The organism is Cytobacillus sp. IB215665 (genome assembly GCF_033963835.1).
Taxonomy (GTDB): Bacteria; Bacillota; Bacilli; order Bacillales; family SM2101; genus Nanhaiella.
Map to the genome: position 1 here is coordinate 120349 of NZ_JAXBME010000004.1, position 19165 is coordinate 139513.

Genomic DNA, 19165 nt, shown 5'->3' on the forward strand with positions numbered 1-19165 from the left:
GTAAGGTTCTTTTCTTACACTTTGTGTTATTGTTACTAAACTATTACCATGAAAAATTGTTTTATATGTTAGTCTTCGTTGTACAGAAGAAAAGAAGCCCCGAAAGTTAGAAATTTTTCGAGTTTAGCTCATATTACGAAAAGCAACAATTGATGCGAAAACAAGCATTAGTAAGGTTATTTTCGATACTTTGTATTTATTATCACTAGGATTTTAGTAACCGAAAGTAATAAATGATCATATAGTCTCTAAAGAAGAAAAGATACCCCGAACGTTATTAATATTCGTAGCTAGCTGCTATTACGGAAGGCAAGAAATTATGCGAAAACAAGCATTAGTAAGGTTCTTTTCTTACACTTTGTGTTATTGTTACTAAACTATTACCATGAAAAATTGTTTTATATGTTAGTCTTCGTTGTACAGAACAACAGAGTCCCCAAGCGTTTTTTACAATATTAACAGTAAATTCTTACATAGCGTATACGATAAGAATTATGTATAGTACATTTTACCTAGATTGCAAATGCAAGTAGATAATTGATAAGTAGCAAGGATTCCACTAAGAAATTATTGAATATTTACAATTGTACGATAAAAATAAGGGAGGATAAAAGATGAAAAAATTAATAAGTTTGTTTTTTACTGCATTACTAATAGTAGGTGTGGCCTTACCAACTTCTGCTTCAACGAAATCAGAAGAAAGCATCTCTTATACGATTGTTTTTAAGAAAGAACAACTTCCGAATGATGTTTCTTCAATCGTTGAGGAGCTAGGTGGTACAATAGTTAAGTCCATACCGGAGATTGGTGTCATTCAAGTCAAAGCTCCTACAGATTTTGCCAAGGATGCAATAAAACACGCTGACATTTCAGTCGCAACTCCTTCGTTAGTCGTTAATGTACCTGATTTACATTCAATCGATATAGAGGATACATCAATTGATGTAAATAATGCTTCCTTATATGATTTACAATGGGACATAAAAAGGGTGACAAACGATGGTGCTAGCTATGATATTAACACAGGAAATCATGATGTTGTCGTAGGTATTATTGACTCAGGGATAGATGTCAATCATCCTGATGTTAAAGAAAACTTGTTGCCTGGCTCAAAAAACTTTGTACCTGCAGGTGGAATCACTGGTGTAGATAAGTCCGAAACGGGTGATTTATACGATATTCAAGACCGTAATGGACATGGTACGCACGTTGCAGGAACAATTGCTGGAAACGGTGAAATTTTAGGAGTTGCTCCGAATGTAGGCTTCCGATCATATCGTGTATTCGCAGCTGAAGGGGGAGCTCATGATGCTTGGATTGTAGAAGCAATTATTGCCGCTGCTAATGATGGAGTTGATGTAATTAACATGAGCTTAGGTGGGATCATGGCTAAAGGGCAAGTGTACTTCACTGATCCAGAAACAGGTGAGAGAACAAAACTAGGTGATGATGTTGCTGAATTTGTTGCATATTCTAGAGCGATGAAATACGCAGAGAAAAAAGGAGCTTTAGTTGTGACTTCTGCAGGGAATGATGGTATAAATGCAACAAACCATAAAGAAGTTACCGAACTCGCAAATTTAAAATATGGTCCAGATGGATATGAATATATTGGTGCTAGCTTCTATGCTCCAGCGAGTATCCCTAATGTAGTGTCGGTATCTGCAACAGGTCCTTTTGATGAATTAGCTCTTTACTCTAATTACGGAAATGGGTTTGTTGATGTTGCAGCACCTGGAGGAAATTATGAGTTGTATATGGAGTATTTAAATGCGGGAATTTTTGACGAATATATAGCTAATCGTCTATTTGAGGGCGAGTTTAATCTTAGTTCAGTACCGGATGTATCTTATGAATATGATGCTGAAGGAGTAATTGTTGACTATACTTATAACGGCCCTTCATACGCTTGGCAGGTAGGTACATCTATGGCTGCTCCAAAGGTATCAGCAGTAGCGGCACTTATTTATGCCACAAACGATGATATAACACCGAAGAAGGTAAAATTGCATTTACAAAAATCAGCTGAAGATATAGGTGGAAATGGGCATGATGAATCTTTTGGAAAAGGTTTAGTTAATGCTTATTACGCCTTAACGAGATAAGTAAGTTAGCGAACTAAGTAAAAATGATTAGATAAGTAATACATGCTGAGATAAGCTTGATTGCTTATCTTTTTTTGTGTTTATACTCTTTACGTGAACTTTGTTGTTTTTTCCCTTTTATTTGAGTAACTAATATGTATAATATGATTATTATAGTCTTTAGAGAAGAGAAGAAGCCCCGAACATTAGCTATATAAGTGTACTTATATCTAAGAACGAAAAGCAACAATCAATGCGAAAACAGCCTATATTTTATGGTAAAATCAATTTGAATCATTTTCTTCACTATATTGGAGGAGTTAACGTGAAAAAAGAATTTGCAGTAATTGGACTAGGAAGATTCGGAGGAAGTATTTGTAAATCTTTAAGTGAACAAGGTATGGAAGTATTAGCTTTTGATATTGATGAAGATAAAGTAAATGAGTATGCTAATATCGCTTCACATGCAGTAATAGGAGACTCTACAGATGAGTCAATATTAAAAAATTTAGGGATTAGAAATTTTGATCATGTTATTATCGCAATTGGTGATAACATTCAAGCTAGCATTTTAACTACACTAATTTTAAAAGAGCTCGGGGTTGAAAATATAACTGTCAAAGCACAGAATGATTATCATGAGAAAGTACTCTCAAAAATAGGTGCTGATCAAATCGTCCATCCGGAACGAGATATGGGAAGAAGAATAGCGCATAATATTATTTCAAATAATGTATTAGATTACTTAGAATTATCAGATGAGCACAGCATTGTCGAAATTGTTGCAAGTGAAAAAATTGATGGTAATTCATTAATTGATTTAGACATTCGGGCTCAATATGGAATAAACATTGTTGCAATTAAACGAGGCAAGGAGATCATTGTATCACCTCAAGCAACAGAGAACATACATGAAGGGGATATATTAATTGTTATCGGGGCAGATACAGATATCAATAGATTTGAAAAACATGTGATATAAGAAAGCAAAAGGGCAAACCTCTCTGTTATGTATTCTCTATTTATAGAAAATACATTTAACAAGCGGAAAGCCCTTTTTGCTTAAGTTATACTTCCATGATGATTGGTAAAATCATTGGACGACGTTTTGTCTTTTCATATAAAAATGGTGATAAAGTATCTGTAATTTCATTTTTAATTTCTGACCATTGACTTGTGCGACGTTCCATGACTTTATTTAAGTGCTTTGTTATTAAATTCTGAGCATCATTTATTAAGTCTCCAGATTCTCTCATATAAACGAAACCTCTAGATATAATGTCAGGGCCTGCTGCAATTTTAAAGTCTTTCATGTTAATGCTGACTACAACAATAACAAGCCCTTCTTCTGATAAGATACGACGATCGCGCAAAACTATATTACCGATATCTCCTATGCCATTACCGTCAATATAAACTGATCCTGAAGGGATTTTTCCTGCAACAGATGCTTCCTTTTTGCTTAAAGCAAGCACTTCTCCATTGTCCATAATAAAGCAATCTTCTTCATCTACACCACAGTCAATAGCAAGCTTGGTGTGCATTTTTTGCATGCGATACTCACCATGAATCGGCATAAAGTACTTAGGCTTAATTAAACGTAGCATTAATTTTTGTTCTTCTTGTCCACCATGTCCAGAAGTGTGAATGTCGTTTAATTGACCATGAATAACTTCAGCACCTGCTCTTGAGAGCCTATCTATTGTACGGCTAACGCTAATTGTATTTCCAGGAATAGGTGAAGATGAAAATACAACTGTATCACCAGGGATAATTTGAATTTGTCTATGTGTGCCATTTGCAATTCTTGATAAAGCTGCCATAGGTTCCCCTTGACTACCTGTACATAGAATTGTAGTTTGATTAGCTGGAAGTCTGTTGAGTTGGGCCGTATCAATAAATGTATCTTTCGGACATTGAATGTATCCAAGCTCTTGGCCTATTTCGATAGCACCTTCCATGCTTCTCCCAAATACAGCGATTTTGCGATTATTCGCAACAGCTGCTTCAGTAACTTGCTGCAATCGATGAATATTTGATGCAAAAGTTGCAAATATAATTCGACCATCAACTTTCCTGAATATATCGTGAATGCTATCACCTACACGTCTTTCAGACATTGTGAAATCAGGATTTTCACTGTTTGTGCTATCTGAAAGTAAGCATAACACTCCCTCTTTCCCTATTTCTGCCATCTTTGTCAAGTTTGCTGGCTCTCCAACAGGAGTAAAGTCGAATTTGAAGTCACCGGTATGTACAATTTGTCCTGCAGGAGTTTTTACAACAATACCATAAGAATCAGGGATACTATGAGTAGTCCTGAAAAATGTGATTGCTGTTTTTCTAAATTTTATAATATCGTCTTCTTTAATTTCATGAAAAGTTGTTCTTCGTAATAGTCCATGCTCTTCTAATTTATTTCTAATAAGGCCTAATGCTAATTTACCACCGTAGATAGGAATATTAAGCTCACGTAATAAATAAGGAATTCCTCCAATGTGATCTTCATGTCCATGTGTTATAAACAAACCTTTGATTTTATTAGCATTTTTGACTAAATAGCTATAATCTGGTATTACGTAGTCGATACCTAAAAGTTCATCTTCAGGAAATTTAATTCCAGCATCAATTAAAATTATTTCATCTTGATATTGAACACCATATGTGTTTTTTCCGATTTCACCTAATCCACCTAGGGCGAAAACCGCTACTTGATCATTTTTTACAAATTTCATTAGTTATCAATTCTCCAATACTTTAAAATCTTCATTTCTTTGTTCGAATTCTAAATATTCACCACTTACTAGCTGAACAAACTCTATATTTAGATTTCGATCTTTTAATTTTTCTCTTACATCCCGTTCTGAATCAGCGTTAATGTACACAGTTTGGGTCTTTTCTCTCACTGGTACTTCTAGTACATCTTCTTGAAAATAAACTTTAAAAATCATTCCTATCTCTCTCCTTAACCTCCGAAATTACAATTCACTTGTTTTTATTATAAATAAAATAACATATATTTCATTTTTCTGCTGAAGTATATGAAAGTATATATTTATATTAGTTACATTCACTTATTTTACAATAAAATTGTCCACGGTGCTAATTAAATAATGAGCCCTTCAGTAGAAGGGCGTAAATGTATTTATATTATTATGCAATAGATTTTTTTCCAACAAGATCCCGCCACTGTTTCAACAATTTTTTTCTGAGTTTTTTTAGCATAGCTATGTCAACTCCTTATATATTTATTGTAAACGAACTTTAGTAATTGTTAAAGGGTATTTACAATCTTTATTAGTAGTATATGTGTTCAAGGTTAAAGTTCTCATGGGTAAAAATGGAACAGAGATATTAATCTATACACTGTAAAGATTTTCTTTCAGCAGTGACATAAACTAAAGCTGAGTCAAACAATAATGTTTTTTTGAAAAAATAGGTGGTTATATTAGAACTATACATAACTAAATTTTTTCTTCTATTAAAAATGATAAGTACTAGCGGTTAGTAATGAAGTGACATCTGTAATTTAAGAGTGGGGTATGTGTGGTAGGGTTAATGTGAATAAACATAAAGGGTTTTTATTAGAACAGTAAGATATTCCGAAGCATTTTAATAAGATAAACGATCATAGGCAATACAAATGAAACAGTCGGTGCGAAAAGCAAAGGATCAGATCCAAATTAATTAGGGTCTGATCCTTTTAGTTATCTATCAAGAGGTGTTGCTTCTTCTAACAATGTAAACGGCTCTTTTTCATTGATATGGTCATAAAACATAATGCCGTTTAAATGGTCTATCTCGTGCTGGAAGACGATGGATGGTAATCCTTTCAGGCGTATAGTAACATTTTCACCTTCTAATGTGGTTCCTTTTACTGTGATTCGAGCATAACGTGGAACGTATCCAGGAACTTCTCGATCAACTGAAAGGCAGCCTTCGCCTGTTGTTAAATATGTTTTTTCTACAGAATGACTAACAATCTTTGGATTGAATAATGCGTAGCTAAATAATGTGTCATTCACATCGTGAACATGAATTGCAATCATTTTTTTTGATACATTTATTTGAGGTGCAGCTAAACCAATACCAGGTCGTAAGTCATATTTTTCTGCCAATTCTTCATCTTGACTCATCTGGACATATTCAATCATGCTTTGTAAAATATTTATATCTTCCTTTGATGGAGGCATTGCTACTTCTTCAGCGACTTTCCGAAGTGTAGGATGGCCTTCTCTAATAATGTCTTCCATTTTAATCAAGAATGTTCACTCCTATTTAAATCTTCTATTTATTTTTTTGCTGGTTTCGCATAGATTGTTGCTTTCTGTACTAAGATATAAACAATTAGCGCCTAAGGCAACTTTTCGACTTTTAGCATTTTAGGGTTCGGATAACACCTCATCTTACTATTCTTATTAATAAAATTAACAACAATGTTTACGAAAAGAGCCTTATTTTATTATAGTCTATCAAATACATATGGAATTGTTAACAAAATCAATTATTATTTTGAACTATAAATATGTCTAGTAACAAATATGCACGTATTCGAGGTTTGTATTCATGTTAATAGACCATCCGAAACATATGTGCTCATGTGTATCTCAGTTGTTTGTAAAAAATTTTTAAGAAAGCTTGTGATATATGTAAATTAATCAGTCATTTTCAAGTAGACAAGCTCATAAATATGTATTGTACTAATCGATCATTATTTTTCTTGTACATATTGTCAAATATCATAGATATCATTATAGTAGAAGGTGTTAGGTTGTGAGGGGGATTATTGTGTATAAACAACAGAAAATAATAGGAATACTCAGTGTGCTAGTGACGTTGTTGCTTGGAACAGCCGCTTGTAGTGGCACTAGTCCTGAAGAAAAAATTTACAATACTCTAGAAGAGGTCGTATCACTTGAAGCTGATTTTGAAGAACAACAAGAACCTTTGACGGAGTTAGAGCTAAAGGATAAAGAATTATTTGATCAAATTATTTCATTAAGTATGGATGATTTTGATCAGATCGTAACCCTTTCTAACGAAGCTCTTAATGTTGTTGCGAAGAGAGAAGAACATCTGAAGAATGAATATGAGAGCATAGAAGCAGGGAGAAAGCATTTTGAAACAATTCTGTCAATTACTGATAACATGAAGGATGAAGACTTAAAAAAATCAGCAACAGCTTTATTTGAGTTAATGAGCCAACGTTATACTGTATATGAAGATCTTCACCAACGGTATAATCAATCACTTTCATTAGATAAAGAACTATATGAAATGCTTCAAATTGAGGATTTACCATTAGAACAATTAGAATCCCATATCACCAAAATAAATGAAAGCTATACTAACGTCATGGATACAAATGAAAAATTTAATCAATTGACTAACGAGTTTAATGAATCAAAGTTATCTTTTTATAAAAATGCAGGATTTGAGATTGAACATTCAGATGATTCCAATGTGAGTGAATAAAAAAATAAATGTAGCTACAGAAAGTGAGGATAATATACCTCGCTTTTTTATTATGGGACGGCTCTTTTTGTGAAAATTACTACTTTTTTTATACAAAATAACAGATTGTTGAGTTTTATGAGGGTTCATAGACTTTAAAGTAGAAAAGATACAACGAACCTAGGTGTAAACGTGCTTATATGTAATTAGAAAAAGCAACAATCGATTCGAAAAGCCTATAGAAGAGAAAAGATATTACAACCGTCAGTGGTGTATATATTTTAACTTTAGTACAACAAACAACAATCAACCCAAAAACAGCCTATGAGAAAAATAAAATATATTATAACAGATGGTTGTTATGTAATATAACAGACTGTTTTTTTGAAGAAAAATATAAATGCGGTTAACAATACGATTAACTTGAAAAAACTATGAGCATAGACATTGACGACTCCTATTTTAATGGTGTAATATTTTTATGTAATAAAAATTGTATTAATCAATTACTTTGATATGAATGATACAGATTCTATTATCCATATAACTTAAAGAAACTTATCTTATTATCTACCCTTAATATGGCTTGTTAAAGTCAAAATTGGATAATCTAATAAGTAAGCCAAAGGGTTCTAAGTTAGCACTAATTGTGTAATTACCCTGAAAATAACTAATTGGAGAAGAAAGGAAGAGGTGAAGCAGATGGGAAAAACAACCCAAACTGACACTAAAGAACAACTTTCAAAAGTAGAAGAGCATTTTCAAACACTTCAAATTTTGAATGAAGAAGGCGAAGTTGTAAATGAAGACGCTATGCCTAAGCTATCCGATGACCAACTAAAAGAGTTAATGACAAGAATGGTTTATACACGTATCTTAGATCAACGTTGTATTAGTTTAAATCGTCAAGGTCGTCTAGGATTTTATGCTCCGACTGCAGGTCAAGAAGCTTCCCAGTTGGCTAGTCAGTTTGCTTTAGAAAAAGAAGATTTTATTTTACCTGGATATCGTGATGTGCCACAAATTGTATGGCATGGTTTACCATTATATCAAGCATTTTTATTTTCAAGAGGACATTTTCATGGAAATCAAATGCCTGAAGGAGTAAATGTGATTTCACCTCAAATTATTATCGGTGCACAAATTACTCAATGTGCTGGTGTAGCGCTTGGGATGAAAAAACGTGGTAAAAAAGCAGTAGCAGTTACTTATACAGGTGACGGTGGTGCGAGCCAAGGAGATTTTTATGAAGGTATGAATTTTGCAGGAGCATACAAAGCACCAGCTATTTTCATTGTTCAAAATAATCGATTTGCAATTTCTACGCCAGTGGAAAAACAATCTGCAGCAGGTACTGTAGCTCAGAAGGGTGTCGCGGCTGGAATACCTGGTATTCAAGTTGATGGAATGGATCCTTTAGCTGTTTATGCTGCAGTAAATGAAGCTCGTGAGCGCGCGGTAAACGGTGAAGGACCAACATTGATCGAAACTTTAACTTATCGTTATGGTCCACACACAATGGCTGGAGACGATCCAACTCGTTATCGTTCTACAGAACTTGATGATGAGTGGGAAAAGAAAGATCCACTTGTACGCTTCCGTAAGTTCCTTGAAAAGAAAGGCTTATGGTCTGAAGAGCAAGAAAATAATGTGATTGAAAAAGCTAAAGAAGATATAAAAGAAGCAATTAAAAAAGCTGACGAAGCACCTAAACAACAAGTATCAGATTTTATAAATAATATGTTCGAGGAATTACCATACAACTTACAAGAGCAATTGGAAATTTATCAAGAAAAGGAGTCGAAATAAGCGATGGCCCAAATGACATTGATTCAAGCAATCACCGATGCGTTACGTACAGAGTTGCGTAATGACCCTAATGTATTGCTATTTGGAGAAGACGTAGGATTAAACGGTGGGGTTTTCCGTGCTACTGAAGGATTACAAGCAGAATTTGGTGAAGATCGTGTATTTGATACACCTTTAGCTGAATCGGGTATTGGTGGCCTTGCAGTAGGTCTAGGTTTACAAGGTTTCAGACCCGTTCCTGAAATACAATTCTTCGGTTTTGTATATGAGGTTATGGATGCGATATCTGGACAAATGGCTAGAATGAGATATCGTTCTGGAGGACGTTATCATTCTCCAGTTACAATTCGTTCACCATTTGGTGGGGGCGTGCATACACCTGAGTTACATGCAGACAGCTTAGAAGGATTAATGGCTCAGCAACCAGGATTAAAGGTAGTCATCCCTTCGACTCCATATGACGCGAAAGGTTTATTGATTTCTGCTATCCGTGATAATGATCCAGTTATCTTTTTAGAGCATATGAAATTATACCGTTCATTTAGAGAAGAAGTACCTGAAGAAGAATACACAATTGAAATCGGTAAAGCGGATGTAAAACGTGAAGGCAGCGACCTATCGATTATCACATATGGTGCAATGGTTCATGAATCTTTAAAAGCTGCAACAGAACTTGAGAAAGAAGGAATTTCAGCGGAAGTAATTGATTTACGTACAGTAAGTCCATTAGATATTCCTACAATTATTTCATCTGTTGAAAAAACTGGGCGTGCAATTGTTGTACAAGAAGCACAAAAACAAGCTGGTATAGCAGCGAATGTAGTAGCGGAAATTAATGATCGTGCTATATTAAGCTTAGAAGCACCAGTATTACGTGTAGCAGCTCCAGATACAGTATATTCGTTCTCTGCAGCTGAACCTATATGGTTACCTAACTTTAAGGACGTTATTGAAACTGCGAAAAAAGTAATGAACTTTTAATTTTAAGTTCCCAAGATAATGACTTTATGCAAAAGGACTAGGAGGTCGACAACATGGCATTTGAATTTAAACTGCCTGATATCGGAGAAGGTATTCACGAAGGTGAAATTGTTAAATGGTTTGTAAATACAGGCGATGAAGTCAATGAAGATGACGTACTGTGTGAAGTACAAAACGATAAAGCTGTAGTTGAAATTCCTTCACCTGTTAAAGGAAAAGTGTTAGAGGTTCTTGTTGAAGAAGGAACGGTTGCTGTTGTAGGTGACACTCTCATTAAATTTGATGCACCAGGATATGAAGGCCTGACATTTAAAGGTCAAGAAGAGGAAGAAAAAGAACCTGAGCAAGCTGAGAGTGTGGAAGAGGTAACTGCAGCAGTTCAAGCGGATATCCCTGAAGTAGATGAAAATCGTCGCGTAATTGCAATGCCGTCAGTTCGTAAATATGCACGAGAAAAAGGCATAGACATACGTCTAGTAGCTGGTACTGGAAATAACGGGCGTGTACTTAAACAAGATATCGATACGTTTGTAGCTGGTGGAGCTGTACAAGAAACGGAAACAGTAGAGATCGTTGAAGAAATCTCTGCTGTACAAACACCTGTTAAGGAAGAAAAGCCTGCTAAGCAACCAATCCCAGCTGGTGAATACCCTGAAACAAGAGAAAAAATTAGCGGAATCCGTAAAGCAATTGCAAAAGCGATGGTGAATTCTAAACATACTGCACCTCATGTAACGTTAATGGATGAAATTGATGTTACTAAGCTTGTTGCACATCGTAAAAAGTTCAAGAGCGTTGCAGCTGACAAAGGTATTAAACTTACATTTTTACCTTATGTCGTTAAAGCTTTAACATCAGCTTTGCGAGAGTTCCCTGTATTAAACACATCAATGGATGATGCAACAGATGAAATCGTTCAAAAGCATTATTACAATATTGGTATTGCAGCTGATACAGAAAAGGGACTACTTGTTCCAGTAGTAAAAAATGCTGATAGCAAATCTGTATTTTCAATTTCTAATGAAATTAATGAATTAGCTACAAAGGCTCGTGAAGGTAAGCTTGCACCTCAAGAAATGAAAGACGCTTCATGTACGATAACGAATATCGGATCAGCTGGTGGTCAATGGTTTACACCAGTAATCAATCATCCTGAGGTCGCAATTCTTGGTATCGGTCGTATTCAAGAAAAACCAGTTGTGCAAGATGGTGAAATTGTAGTTGCACCTGTATTAGCATTATCATTAAGCTTCGATCATAGAATGATTGATGGTGCTACTGCTCAGTATGCTTTAAATCATATCAAACGCTTGTTAAACGATCCTGAATTATTATTAATGGAGGGGTAATCGATGGTAGTAGGAGATTTTCCAATTGAAACAGACACTCTTGTCGTTGGAGCAGGTCCTGGAGGTTATGTTGCCGCAATTAGAGCAGCACAGCTAGGACAAAAAGTAACAATTGTGGAGAAATCAAATCTAGGTGGAGTATGTTTGAACGTGGGATGTATTCCATCTAAAGCTTTAATAAGTGCAGGTCACCGCTATGAAACAGCATTACACTCTGAAGATATGGGTATTACAGCACAAAATGTGTCTGTAGACTTCTCTAAAGTACAGGAGTGGAAAGCTGGTATTGTAAAAAAACAAATTGGTGGAGTTCAAACTTTATTAAAAAGTAACAAAGTCGATATTGTTAGTGGAGAAGCTTATTTTGTTGATGCAAATACAGTCCGCGTGATGGATGAAAATTCTGCACAAACGTATAAGTTTAAACATGCAATCATTGCTACGGGTTCTCGTCCAATTGAATTACCGACTTTTAAATATAGTAAACGTGTTATTGATTCTACTGGAGCTTTAGCATTGGAAGAAATTCCAAAGTCATTAGTTGTTATTGGTGGTGGATACATCGGTACAGAGCTTGGTACAGCTTATGCTAACTTTGGTACGGATGTAACAATATTAGAAGGTGCGGATGAGATTTTATCTGGCTTTGAAAAACAAATGAGCAGCATTGTAAAGCGTAAACTTAAGAAAAAAGGCGTTGAAATCTTTACGAATGCTTTAGCACAAGGTGTAGAAGAACGTGAAGATGGGGTTACGGTTACTTTTGAAGCAAAAGGTGAAACAAAAACAATTGATGCTGATTACGTGTTAGTAACAGTAGGTCGCCGTCCAAATACCGAGGAGTTAGGTCTTGAACAAGTTGGTGTTGACTTAACTGATCGTGGTGTTATTAAAATTGATAAGCAATGTCGTACATCTGTCGATAATATCTTCGCCATCGGTGATATCGTCGAAGGACCACCGCTTGCACATAAGGCTTCTTACGAAGGAAAAATAGCTGCTGAGGTAATTTCAAACCACCCGTCTGAAATAGATTATCATGGAATTCCAGCAGTTGTATTTTCAGACCCTGAGCTAGCATCAGTTGGTTACTCAGAAAAAGAAGCGAAAGAGAATGGGCTAGAAATTGTAGCTGCTAAATTTCCTTTTGGTGCAAACGGAAGAGCGCAGGCACTTAATGCAGCTGAAGGTTTCCTAAAGCTCATTACGAGAAAAGAAGATGGTTTAGTGATTGGTGCACAAATTGCTGGTCCAAATGCATCTGATATGATTGCTGAGCTTGGTTTAGCAATTGAAGCAGGAATGACTGCTGAAGATATTGCTATGACAATCCATGCACACCCAACATTAGGAGAAATTACGATGGAAGCTGCAGAGGTTGCCATCGGAAGTCCAATTCACATTTTGAAATAAATTTAAGAATGTTTACGTAACTGGAAAACCTGTTAGTACGCAGAAGTAACACGTAAATATGTGTAATAAAAAAAGGCTGTCATGAATATATAATGACAGCCTTTTTTATTCTTTATTGCCTTCTAAAGCCTCTTTTATCGGATTCATAATCTCATCCTTACTTATATGACCTTCGACTTGTGCAATAATTTCGTTATCGTACATCATCACTAGTGCTGGGTATTGGTTAATACTTATATTAACCTCTTCTGCTTGTGATGAAATAATGACCATATTTGAAATTTCATGTGGAAATTCTTTTTTCAATTCTAGTAAAGCATCGTAGTAATTTATTTCATTTTGCACATTGTTTTCATCTGAGAAAAACATCAACTGTAAATCATCTTTATTTATTTGGATACTAGAAGTGTCATTCTGTTGGCAAGATGCAATGAAAATGAATGACAGTAAAAGAAATGTAGAAAGACGCTTCATTATTTGTTCACTTCTTTCAGTCAAAATGAGTGAATGTCTCTTTTGTAATTAATATCGAAATTCTTATAATATGTAGTACTATTGTAGCATGTGAAAGTCTGGGAATAGACTATGTCATCTATTTGTTACAAAAATGAAAAATAGATGTTGCTTGTCTTGCATAAGTATTAGAAAGGGGTTAATAGAAGGAGAATAATATATGAAGACTTTAACTGTTTTTATGGTCCAATTTATCATATGGAGTGCATACAGTATTATAGAATGGTTGTCACAGCATGATGGTCGCGTGTCAAAGTCAATATTACTAGCTATATTAATCTATTTTGCATATATAATCGCACAAAAAGCAATGCAGTCTAAAAAAAGAGGCATAATAATCACGATCATTAGCCTCCCTTTATATTTTTTGTGTCGTGAACTATTCTGGGCTTTTGTTGGTATTTATTGACGTATATTCTTTATCTCGCTTTGATTGATTTCTAGTCAAGTGTTCAACTTCTTCCAGCACATCATGTATAGACAATAGTTCAAATAGCAAGACTGTTTCTTTTGGAAAATGATGATAGTATTTGGTGTGTGTTTCTCCAATTTGTTCTTTACATTTTCTGAAATTTTCATCAAGATCTTTAATTAAGTTGTAATGTTCTTCAGAAATACGGTGCTTCGGATCTTTCAATATAGTATTTATTGATATAAATGCTTGGTGAAGTTTTTCTTTATCTATATTAGTTATAATACTATAATTTGACAGATGTTGTAAATTTCCAATGTGAAATAGTATTTGTTGTAGCAATGTTAATTTTTTATGTTCAATTTGAAAATCTCTCATTTCTTTCGTAGTATGCCTATGGAATTTCCACTCAGCACGCTGATAGTGACATAGTTGTAAAGTTTTTTCATAGCTTTTGGTTATAGCTTGAAATTGTTGAACAGTTTGTGTCTTTTTGGTGTTTGTAAGACCTAAAATATCATGACCAATTACTTCAATCGTTTGAGCTGTGTCTACAAACAGCTTATCAATTGATTTATGTATAATTGGAGAGAATTTTGGTGGTAATATGATCAAGTTTACTAACGTAGATACGAACAAGCCAATGGATGTTGTTAGTAGTCTTGTAAAAAACGCAAGTATAAAATTATCACCTGTCACTGGAATCATTGCAACAGCTGTTAAGGTTGCCACTAAAATGCCATCATCCAGTTTTAATCGATGGCATAATAATATCGTACTTGTTGCTGCAAGGGCATAGGAAAGAGGGTCTTCACCAATAAAAGCTGTAAAGGTTAATGAAAATGCCGCTCCAATAGCTGAAGCCGGGAAGCGAACGACACCTTTCTTAATAGATTCTGCAGCTGTTGGCTCAATTGTTACAATAGCTGTAATAACGGCAAAAATAGCCGGAAGGTTAAGTAACTCGCATATATAAGCTGTAATAAAAACCGCGAGTCCCGTCTTAAAGACTCGTCCCCCGAATATTTTGAATTTATTTACAAATCTTTTCATTTCTTCAAACTCCGTCTCATTGTTCACCTTATCTTGTTAAATTTTGGCTGTTGTGGCCACTAAGTATAGTCACGAATACAACTAGATTCATAGCACATTAGCTATTTCTAATAAAGCCCTTCTGGTTGTTTTTATGTAGTAGAACTGTGTAGTTCACGTAAGGCTGTTTTTCGTTTATTAGTTACTTTACGTAATAAGGGCTAAATACGAATATGACTAACGTTTAGGGCATCTCTTTTTTTAAAGACTATAAAAATCATATCATACATATCAATAACACAACTATATGTAAAAAAAGCAAAATATTTTACGAAAAGAGCCTTTTTATTTCATCTTTACAGTTGGGATAGTTTTGATGAGATACTTTTCAAATTTACTTGAAAGGCCATACAGGTTGTTACCATTAATATTATAATATCAATGATAAGAAATAAGGTAATCATTTTTATTTTTTTAGAAAAAAAAATATAACTATATTATAATTAATGAGTATTTTTAATAATTGGAGGATTATACGAATGAAAACCATCACAATTGCAATTTTATCAATTTTTGCTGCTTACATAACTGGCTGTAGCCAAGGTGATGTTACTAAGGAAACTGTCGCAATTGACAATGAAAAAGTAAACAGTGAGGAGATAACGGAAGTAGACGATAGTAATTCAACAAACATAAACACAACAACGAAATCTAGTGTGGAAGAGGAATTTAATAACACTGAGGAATTGGAAATAACAGAGTTAGAACCCCAATATATAATAAATCCGAATCATTGGGGAGTTGAACCAATAGGTGATGCTAATGAAAATGTATTATTATTAACAATTGATGATGCTCCAGACAAATACAGCTTGCAGATGGCTCATACTTTACAGTCCTTGAATGTAAAAGCGATCTTTTTTGTGAATGGCCATTTTATTGATAGTGAAGAAGAGCAAGAGGTATTGAAGCAAATATATGAACTTGGCTTTCCCATAGGCAATCATACATGGTCTCATAATAATTTAAGTGAATTATCTGAAGTTGAGCAATATGATGAAATTGTAAAATTAAATGATGAAATAGAAAAAATAATTGGAATGAGGCCACATTTTTTTCGAGCTCCATACGGGGTGAATACTGAATACTCGAAACAACTAGTTGCTGAAGAAAATATGGTGTTAATGAATTGGTCATATGGATACGACTTTGACAAAAAATATATGACTGAAGAGTCAATTTTAGATATTATGGTAAATACGCCACTTCTACGTAACGGTGCGAATTTATTGATGCATGATCGAGAATGGACAAACGATGCGTTACAGGAAATTGTTATTCAGTTACAAAAGAACGGTTATGACATGGTTGATCCAGCGTTAATAAAAATCAATCCAAATGTAAATTAAGATGTCATCTTAGTTATTCATTATTGATATAATTTTCTTTCGGTTGTGGGCTAAGATCGTATTTTGATAAACTTAACTCTATAGGTAATTAGGTGGGTGGATCCACCTGATTACCTATAAATCTAGCTTACCTAATAAATTCATTTATATCTAGATGTGAATGAGCATTGTACATATGTTAATAATAATAGATCGTTCTGCCATTAAATAGGTGCAATTCTCCAGAAACTTTTTTAGCTAAAAATTTACAAAATTCATTAGCTTTCCCCTTGTCTCCGTGTGTGGATTGCTTTAACAAACTTACTTGTATATATTGTTGTTGGCGTATCTCTTTAGAATCCATGTCTTCAATGCTTTCGTTACCTATACCAACAATGATTGATTTATATTGTTTATGTTCAGACTGTAAGTGGAATAAATCATTGTTGCCATCATTAATCTTTGTTATCCTGTAAGGAAAGGCTGAATCATCATATTTCCAGTCAAGCTGCTTTCCTGTTTTGTTAGTGATCTCTTTATAATATTTAAACAGGTCTTCTACATCATCTAATGTAATATCATGTTTCTTAGATTTTGGCACTAGTTTTATGTATGCGTTGTTTGCCATTCTCTTCACTCCCAATTCTGAATATGCACGTTCGATTACATTCTAGCATTCTCATTGAGAAGTTGACAACTTCTTGAACAATTAATCCATGAACTTGTCAAAGGTTTAGAATTGATTTATAATAATATTCTGAATATTATTTTGCTGAAGGAGGTTGTTTATGAACCTATTTGAAAAATTATACGATGAGCAAGAGACGGTTAAGGTACGTTTTGTCGGTTTTACAACAACAGAAACGAGATATGATTTTGGCATCATTTACACAAGTATGTTTTTTGGAAAACCGTTAGTCGTATGTATGCAAACTGGGCGTTCAACCCTTCTAGACCCTAAAGATGTTGAGGATCATGACCATTTACACCATGTTTTCCGCCTAGACTCTAAAGATGAAGCAGCAGACCTCGCTGAATTCTTCAAAGTAAACTTACCTGTATCTCCATTCCAATCCCAATATGAATAGTGCTCATTTAAAAGATGACTTTATTGTCATCTTTTTTTCTTTATGTTTTGGCTGTTTTCGCATTGATAGTTATCATATAGAACGTAAGCATGTAGCTTTCCTTCTCATATAGCGCTTATTTCAATCCAACCGTAGTCAAAAAAAGTCCCAAATTTATGAAAAGAGCCAATATTATATTACAGATATTAAAAGCAATAATTATTTTTATGTGACATACTAATTGTGCTTGACTAAATATATGTGACATATTATTATTAAATTAAATAAAAGATAACGCTTTCAATAATTCAATTTTGTGCAGTTGTCGGGGTCGTTTGAGTGGTCATAAAACGAAAGGGGTTTGATGGATGGGAACAATCGTATGTCAGTCGTGTAACAGTACAATTGACCATTATGAGGATGAAAAAGTTACGATACTGTATGGGAAAAGTACTGAGTGTTGTTGCGAAGATCACAAAGAGAACTAACAAACAAGTATGTTCGGTTTTTGGGGAGATAACATTAAAAAATAACGTTATTGGGGACACAATTCATATGAATTGGTGTCTCCTTTTTATTGTTTCATAATAGGTATGCAGTTGTTCTCTACATAATTTAGGTTGAAGTTACTCCTAAGCAACGATTGAAATTGTAAATAAATTTCTATTAATAAGATATCATTTTCTAAGGTAGTTCGCTTAATACGAAGTGAACTTATTTTTTGAAGAAAATTGGAATTTTTATGCTAAAATAAATATACATTGTGAAATGATTGGCTTAAACGATCGAGGAAGACTGTTTCATTTATTACAAAAAAAGATAAGAGAAACAAGCTAAAAGAGAGGTGGATTTTCTGGATTTACATTATCAAGAATCTGGGGATAAGAATGCTTCATTAATGGTATTTTTGCACGGTGGTGGAGTAAGCAGTTGGATGTGGGAAAAACAAATTCAATACTTCAGTCATTATCATTGCATTACAATAGATTTACCGGAACAAGGGGGAAGTAATTATACGGAAAGCTTTTCAATTCAATTAAGTGCAGAAAAAATAAATGATTTAATAGAAAAAATAGCAAACGGTAAAAAAGTAATTGTTATTGGTTTCTCATTAGGTGCACAAGTAACTATACAAATGTTGAGTATGAATCCGAATTTGATAAATTATGCGGTCATAAACAGTGCATTAGTAAGACCTAATTCATTTGTTAGAAAAATGATTAGACCTTCTATAAAATTAACTTTTCCATTAGTTAAGAATAAATCTTTTTCAAAACTTCAAGCGAAAACATTGTACGTTGGTAAAGAATACTTTGAAACATATTACAAGGAAAGTTCTGAGATGAAATTAGATACACTTATCAGAATATTAGAAGAAAATATGTCATTTGAAATTCCTAAAAATTTTAATAAAGCAACCGGAAAAATATTAGTTTCTGTCGGTGAAAAGGAAAAAGCAGTAATGAAAAAATCAGCAACAGATTTAGTATCAAATAATAAAAATTGCATAGGGATCATTATACCTAACGTCGGTCACGGAATATCCTTGTGGAATCCTAATTTCTTTAATCAGATGATTGAAAAGTGGATACAGGAAGGTGCTTTGCCACAAGATATCATAACAATTAAGTAACAAATGTTTGTTGTGCTAACGGGAGCTTTA

General features: G+C 34.1%; 18 protein-coding genes. 12 read left to right on the plus strand and 6 right to left on the minus strand.

The window, feature by feature from the left end:
• Positions 1-614 precede the first annotated feature (614 nt).
• Together SLH52_RS06885 and SLH52_RS06890 are read left to right on the plus strand one after the other, a co-directional pair.
• Positions 615-2105 (plus strand): S8 family peptidase, encoded by a 1491-nt coding sequence (locus SLH52_RS06885; RefSeq protein WP_320208538.1) that lies wholly within the window; start codon positions 615-617, stop codon positions 2103-2105.
• 304 nt (positions 2106-2409) lie between these two features.
• On the plus strand, positions 2410-3066 hold the full coding sequence (locus SLH52_RS06890; RefSeq protein ID WP_214480008.1) for a potassium channel family protein: 657 nt from the start codon (positions 2410-2412) through the stop codon (positions 3064-3066).
• Positions 3067-3151: 85 nt separating this feature from the next.
• Here the strand turns inward: SLH52_RS06890 and rnjA are convergent, their stop codons facing one another.
• The 3 genes from rnjA to def form a co-directional block, all read right to left on the minus strand.
• A complete protein-coding gene (rnjA, locus tag SLH52_RS06895) occupies positions 3152-4819 on the minus strand; it encodes a ribonuclease J1 (protein ID WP_320208539.1) in 1668 nt (555 codons plus the stop codon).
• Positions 4820-4825: 6 nt separating this feature from the next.
• Positions 4826-5035 carry a DNA-directed RNA polymerase subunit epsilon gene (locus tag SLH52_RS06900; RefSeq protein WP_320208540.1) on the minus strand — a complete coding sequence of 70 codons (210 nt, stop codon included), beginning with the start codon at positions 5033-5035 and terminating at the stop codon, positions 4826-4828.
• Positions 5036-5791: 756 nt separating this feature from the next.
• Entirely contained in the window at positions 5792-6346 is a 555-nt protein-coding gene (gene def / locus SLH52_RS06905; protein WP_320208541.1) for a peptide deformylase, read from the minus strand.
• A 526-nt stretch (positions 6347-6872) separates the two neighbouring features.
• Here def and SLH52_RS06910 point away from each other — a divergent pair.
• From SLH52_RS06910 to lpdA, 5 genes are all read left to right on the plus strand, one after another.
• Positions 6873-7559, plus strand: coding sequence for a YkyA family protein (locus SLH52_RS06910; protein WP_320208542.1), 687 nt, complete (start codon positions 6873-6875; stop codon positions 7557-7559).
• Between the two features lie 681 nt (positions 7560-8240).
• On the plus strand, positions 8241-9347 hold the full coding sequence (pdhA, locus tag SLH52_RS06915) for a pyruvate dehydrogenase (acetyl-transferring) E1 component subunit alpha (RefSeq protein ID WP_320208543.1): 1107 nt from the start codon (positions 8241-8243) through the stop codon (positions 9345-9347).
• 3 nt (positions 9348-9350) lie between these two features.
• Positions 9351-10328: an alpha-ketoacid dehydrogenase subunit beta gene (locus SLH52_RS06920; RefSeq protein WP_320208544.1), complete on the plus strand. Its 978-nt coding sequence runs from the start codon at positions 9351-9353 to the stop codon at positions 10326-10328.
• A gap of 53 nt (positions 10329-10381) precedes the next feature.
• On the plus strand, positions 10382-11677 hold the full coding sequence (locus SLH52_RS06925) for a dihydrolipoamide acetyltransferase family protein (RefSeq protein ID WP_320208545.1): 1296 nt from the start codon (positions 10382-10384) through the stop codon (positions 11675-11677).
• Between the two features lie 3 nt (positions 11678-11680).
• Positions 11681-13090, plus strand: a complete 1410-nt coding sequence (gene lpdA, locus SLH52_RS06930) for a dihydrolipoyl dehydrogenase (RefSeq protein WP_320208546.1) — start codon at positions 11681-11683, stop codon at positions 13088-13090.
• A gap of 105 nt (positions 13091-13195) precedes the next feature.
• On the opposite strand, the gene SLH52_RS06935 is transcribed toward lpdA, so the two are convergent.
• Positions 13196-13588 (minus strand): hypothetical protein, encoded by a 393-nt coding sequence (locus SLH52_RS06935; RefSeq protein WP_320208547.1) that lies wholly within the window; start codon positions 13586-13588, stop codon positions 13196-13198.
• 175 nt (positions 13589-13763) lie between these two features.
• Between SLH52_RS06935 and SLH52_RS06940 the strand changes: the two genes are divergently transcribed.
• Positions 13764-14012 carry a hypothetical protein gene (locus SLH52_RS06940; protein ID WP_320208548.1) on the plus strand — a complete coding sequence of 83 codons (249 nt, stop codon included), beginning with the start codon at positions 13764-13766 and terminating at the stop codon, positions 14010-14012.
• Here the strand turns inward: SLH52_RS06940 and SLH52_RS06945 are convergent.
• The gene (locus SLH52_RS06945) at positions 13983-15068 is read right to left on the minus strand and encodes an FUSC family protein (RefSeq protein WP_320208549.1); all 1086 of its coding nucleotides are present in this window, start codon (positions 15066-15068) and stop codon (positions 13983-13985) included. The genes SLH52_RS06940 and SLH52_RS06945 overlap by 30 nt on opposite strands.
• A 518-nt stretch (positions 15069-15586) precedes the next feature.
• On the opposite strand from SLH52_RS06945, the gene SLH52_RS06950 reads away from it, so the two are divergent.
• Positions 15587-16456, plus strand: coding sequence for a polysaccharide deacetylase family protein (locus SLH52_RS06950; protein ID WP_320208550.1), 870 nt, complete (start codon positions 15587-15589; stop codon positions 16454-16456).
• Between the two features lie 178 nt (positions 16457-16634).
• Here SLH52_RS06950 and SLH52_RS06955 read toward each other — a convergent pair whose 3' ends face one another.
• Positions 16635-17063, minus strand: coding sequence for a DUF1885 family protein (locus SLH52_RS06955; RefSeq protein ID WP_320208551.1), 429 nt, complete (start codon positions 17061-17063; stop codon positions 16635-16637).
• A 160-nt stretch (positions 17064-17223) separates the two neighbouring features.
• On the opposite strand from SLH52_RS06955, the gene SLH52_RS06960 reads away from it, so the two are divergent.
• The 3 genes from SLH52_RS06960 (at position 17224) to SLH52_RS06970 (ending at position 19135) form a co-directional block, all read left to right on the plus strand.
• Positions 17224-17523: a DUF3055 domain-containing protein gene (locus tag SLH52_RS06960; RefSeq protein ID WP_214479994.1), complete on the plus strand. Its 300-nt coding sequence runs from the start codon at positions 17224-17226 to the stop codon at positions 17521-17523.
• A 347-nt stretch (positions 17524-17870) separates the two neighbouring features.
• On the plus strand, positions 17871-17990 hold the full coding sequence (locus SLH52_RS06965; protein WP_320208552.1) for a GapA-binding peptide SR1P: 120 nt from the start codon (positions 17871-17873) through the stop codon (positions 17988-17990).
• A 365-nt stretch (positions 17991-18355) separates the two neighbouring features.
• Positions 18356-19135: an alpha/beta hydrolase gene (locus SLH52_RS06970; protein ID WP_320208791.1), complete on the plus strand. Its 780-nt coding sequence runs from the start codon at positions 18356-18358 to the stop codon at positions 19133-19135.
• The last annotated feature ends 30 nt before the right edge of the window (positions 19136-19165 follow it).

Coding starts and splice junctions, on each gene's coding strand:
- SLH52_RS06885 (WP_320208538.1), top strand. CDS start 615: ATGAAAAAATTAATAAGTTTGTTTTTTACTGCATTACTAATAGTAGGT.
- SLH52_RS06920 (WP_320208544.1), top strand. CDS start 9,351: ATGGCCCAAATGACATTGATTCAAGCAATCACCGATGCGTTACGTACA.
- SLH52_RS06940 (WP_320208548.1), top strand. CDS start 13,764: ATGAAGACTTTAACTGTTTTTATGGTCCAATTTATCATATGGAGTGCA.
- SLH52_RS06960 (WP_214479994.1), top strand. CDS start 17,224: ATGAACCTATTTGAAAAATTATACGATGAGCAAGAGACGGTTAAGGTA.
- SLH52_RS06965 (WP_320208552.1), top strand. CDS start 17,871: ATGGGAACAATCGTATGTCAGTCGTGTAACAGTACAATTGACCATTAT.
- SLH52_RS06900 (WP_320208540.1), bottom strand. CDS start 5,035: ATGATTTTTAAAGTTTATTTTCAAGAAGATGTACTAGAAGTACCAGTG.
- SLH52_RS06925 (WP_320208545.1), top strand. CDS start 10,382: ATGGCATTTGAATTTAAACTGCCTGATATCGGAGAAGGTATTCACGAA.
- lpdA (WP_320208546.1), top strand. CDS start 11,681: ATGGTAGTAGGAGATTTTCCAATTGAAACAGACACTCTTGTCGTTGGA.
- pdhA (WP_320208543.1), top strand. CDS start 8,241: ATGGGAAAAACAACCCAAACTGACACTAAAGAACAACTTTCAAAAGTA.
- SLH52_RS06955 (WP_320208551.1), bottom strand. CDS start 17,063: ATGGCAAACAACGCATACATAAAACTAGTGCCAAAATCTAAGAAACAT.
- SLH52_RS06950 (WP_320208550.1), top strand. CDS start 15,587: ATGAAAACCATCACAATTGCAATTTTATCAATTTTTGCTGCTTACATA.
- SLH52_RS06945 (WP_320208549.1), bottom strand. CDS start 15,068: ATGAAAAGATTTGTAAATAAATTCAAAATATTCGGGGGACGAGTCTTT.
- rnjA (WP_320208539.1), bottom strand. CDS start 4,819: ATGAAATTTGTAAAAAATGATCAAGTAGCGGTTTTCGCCCTAGGTGGA.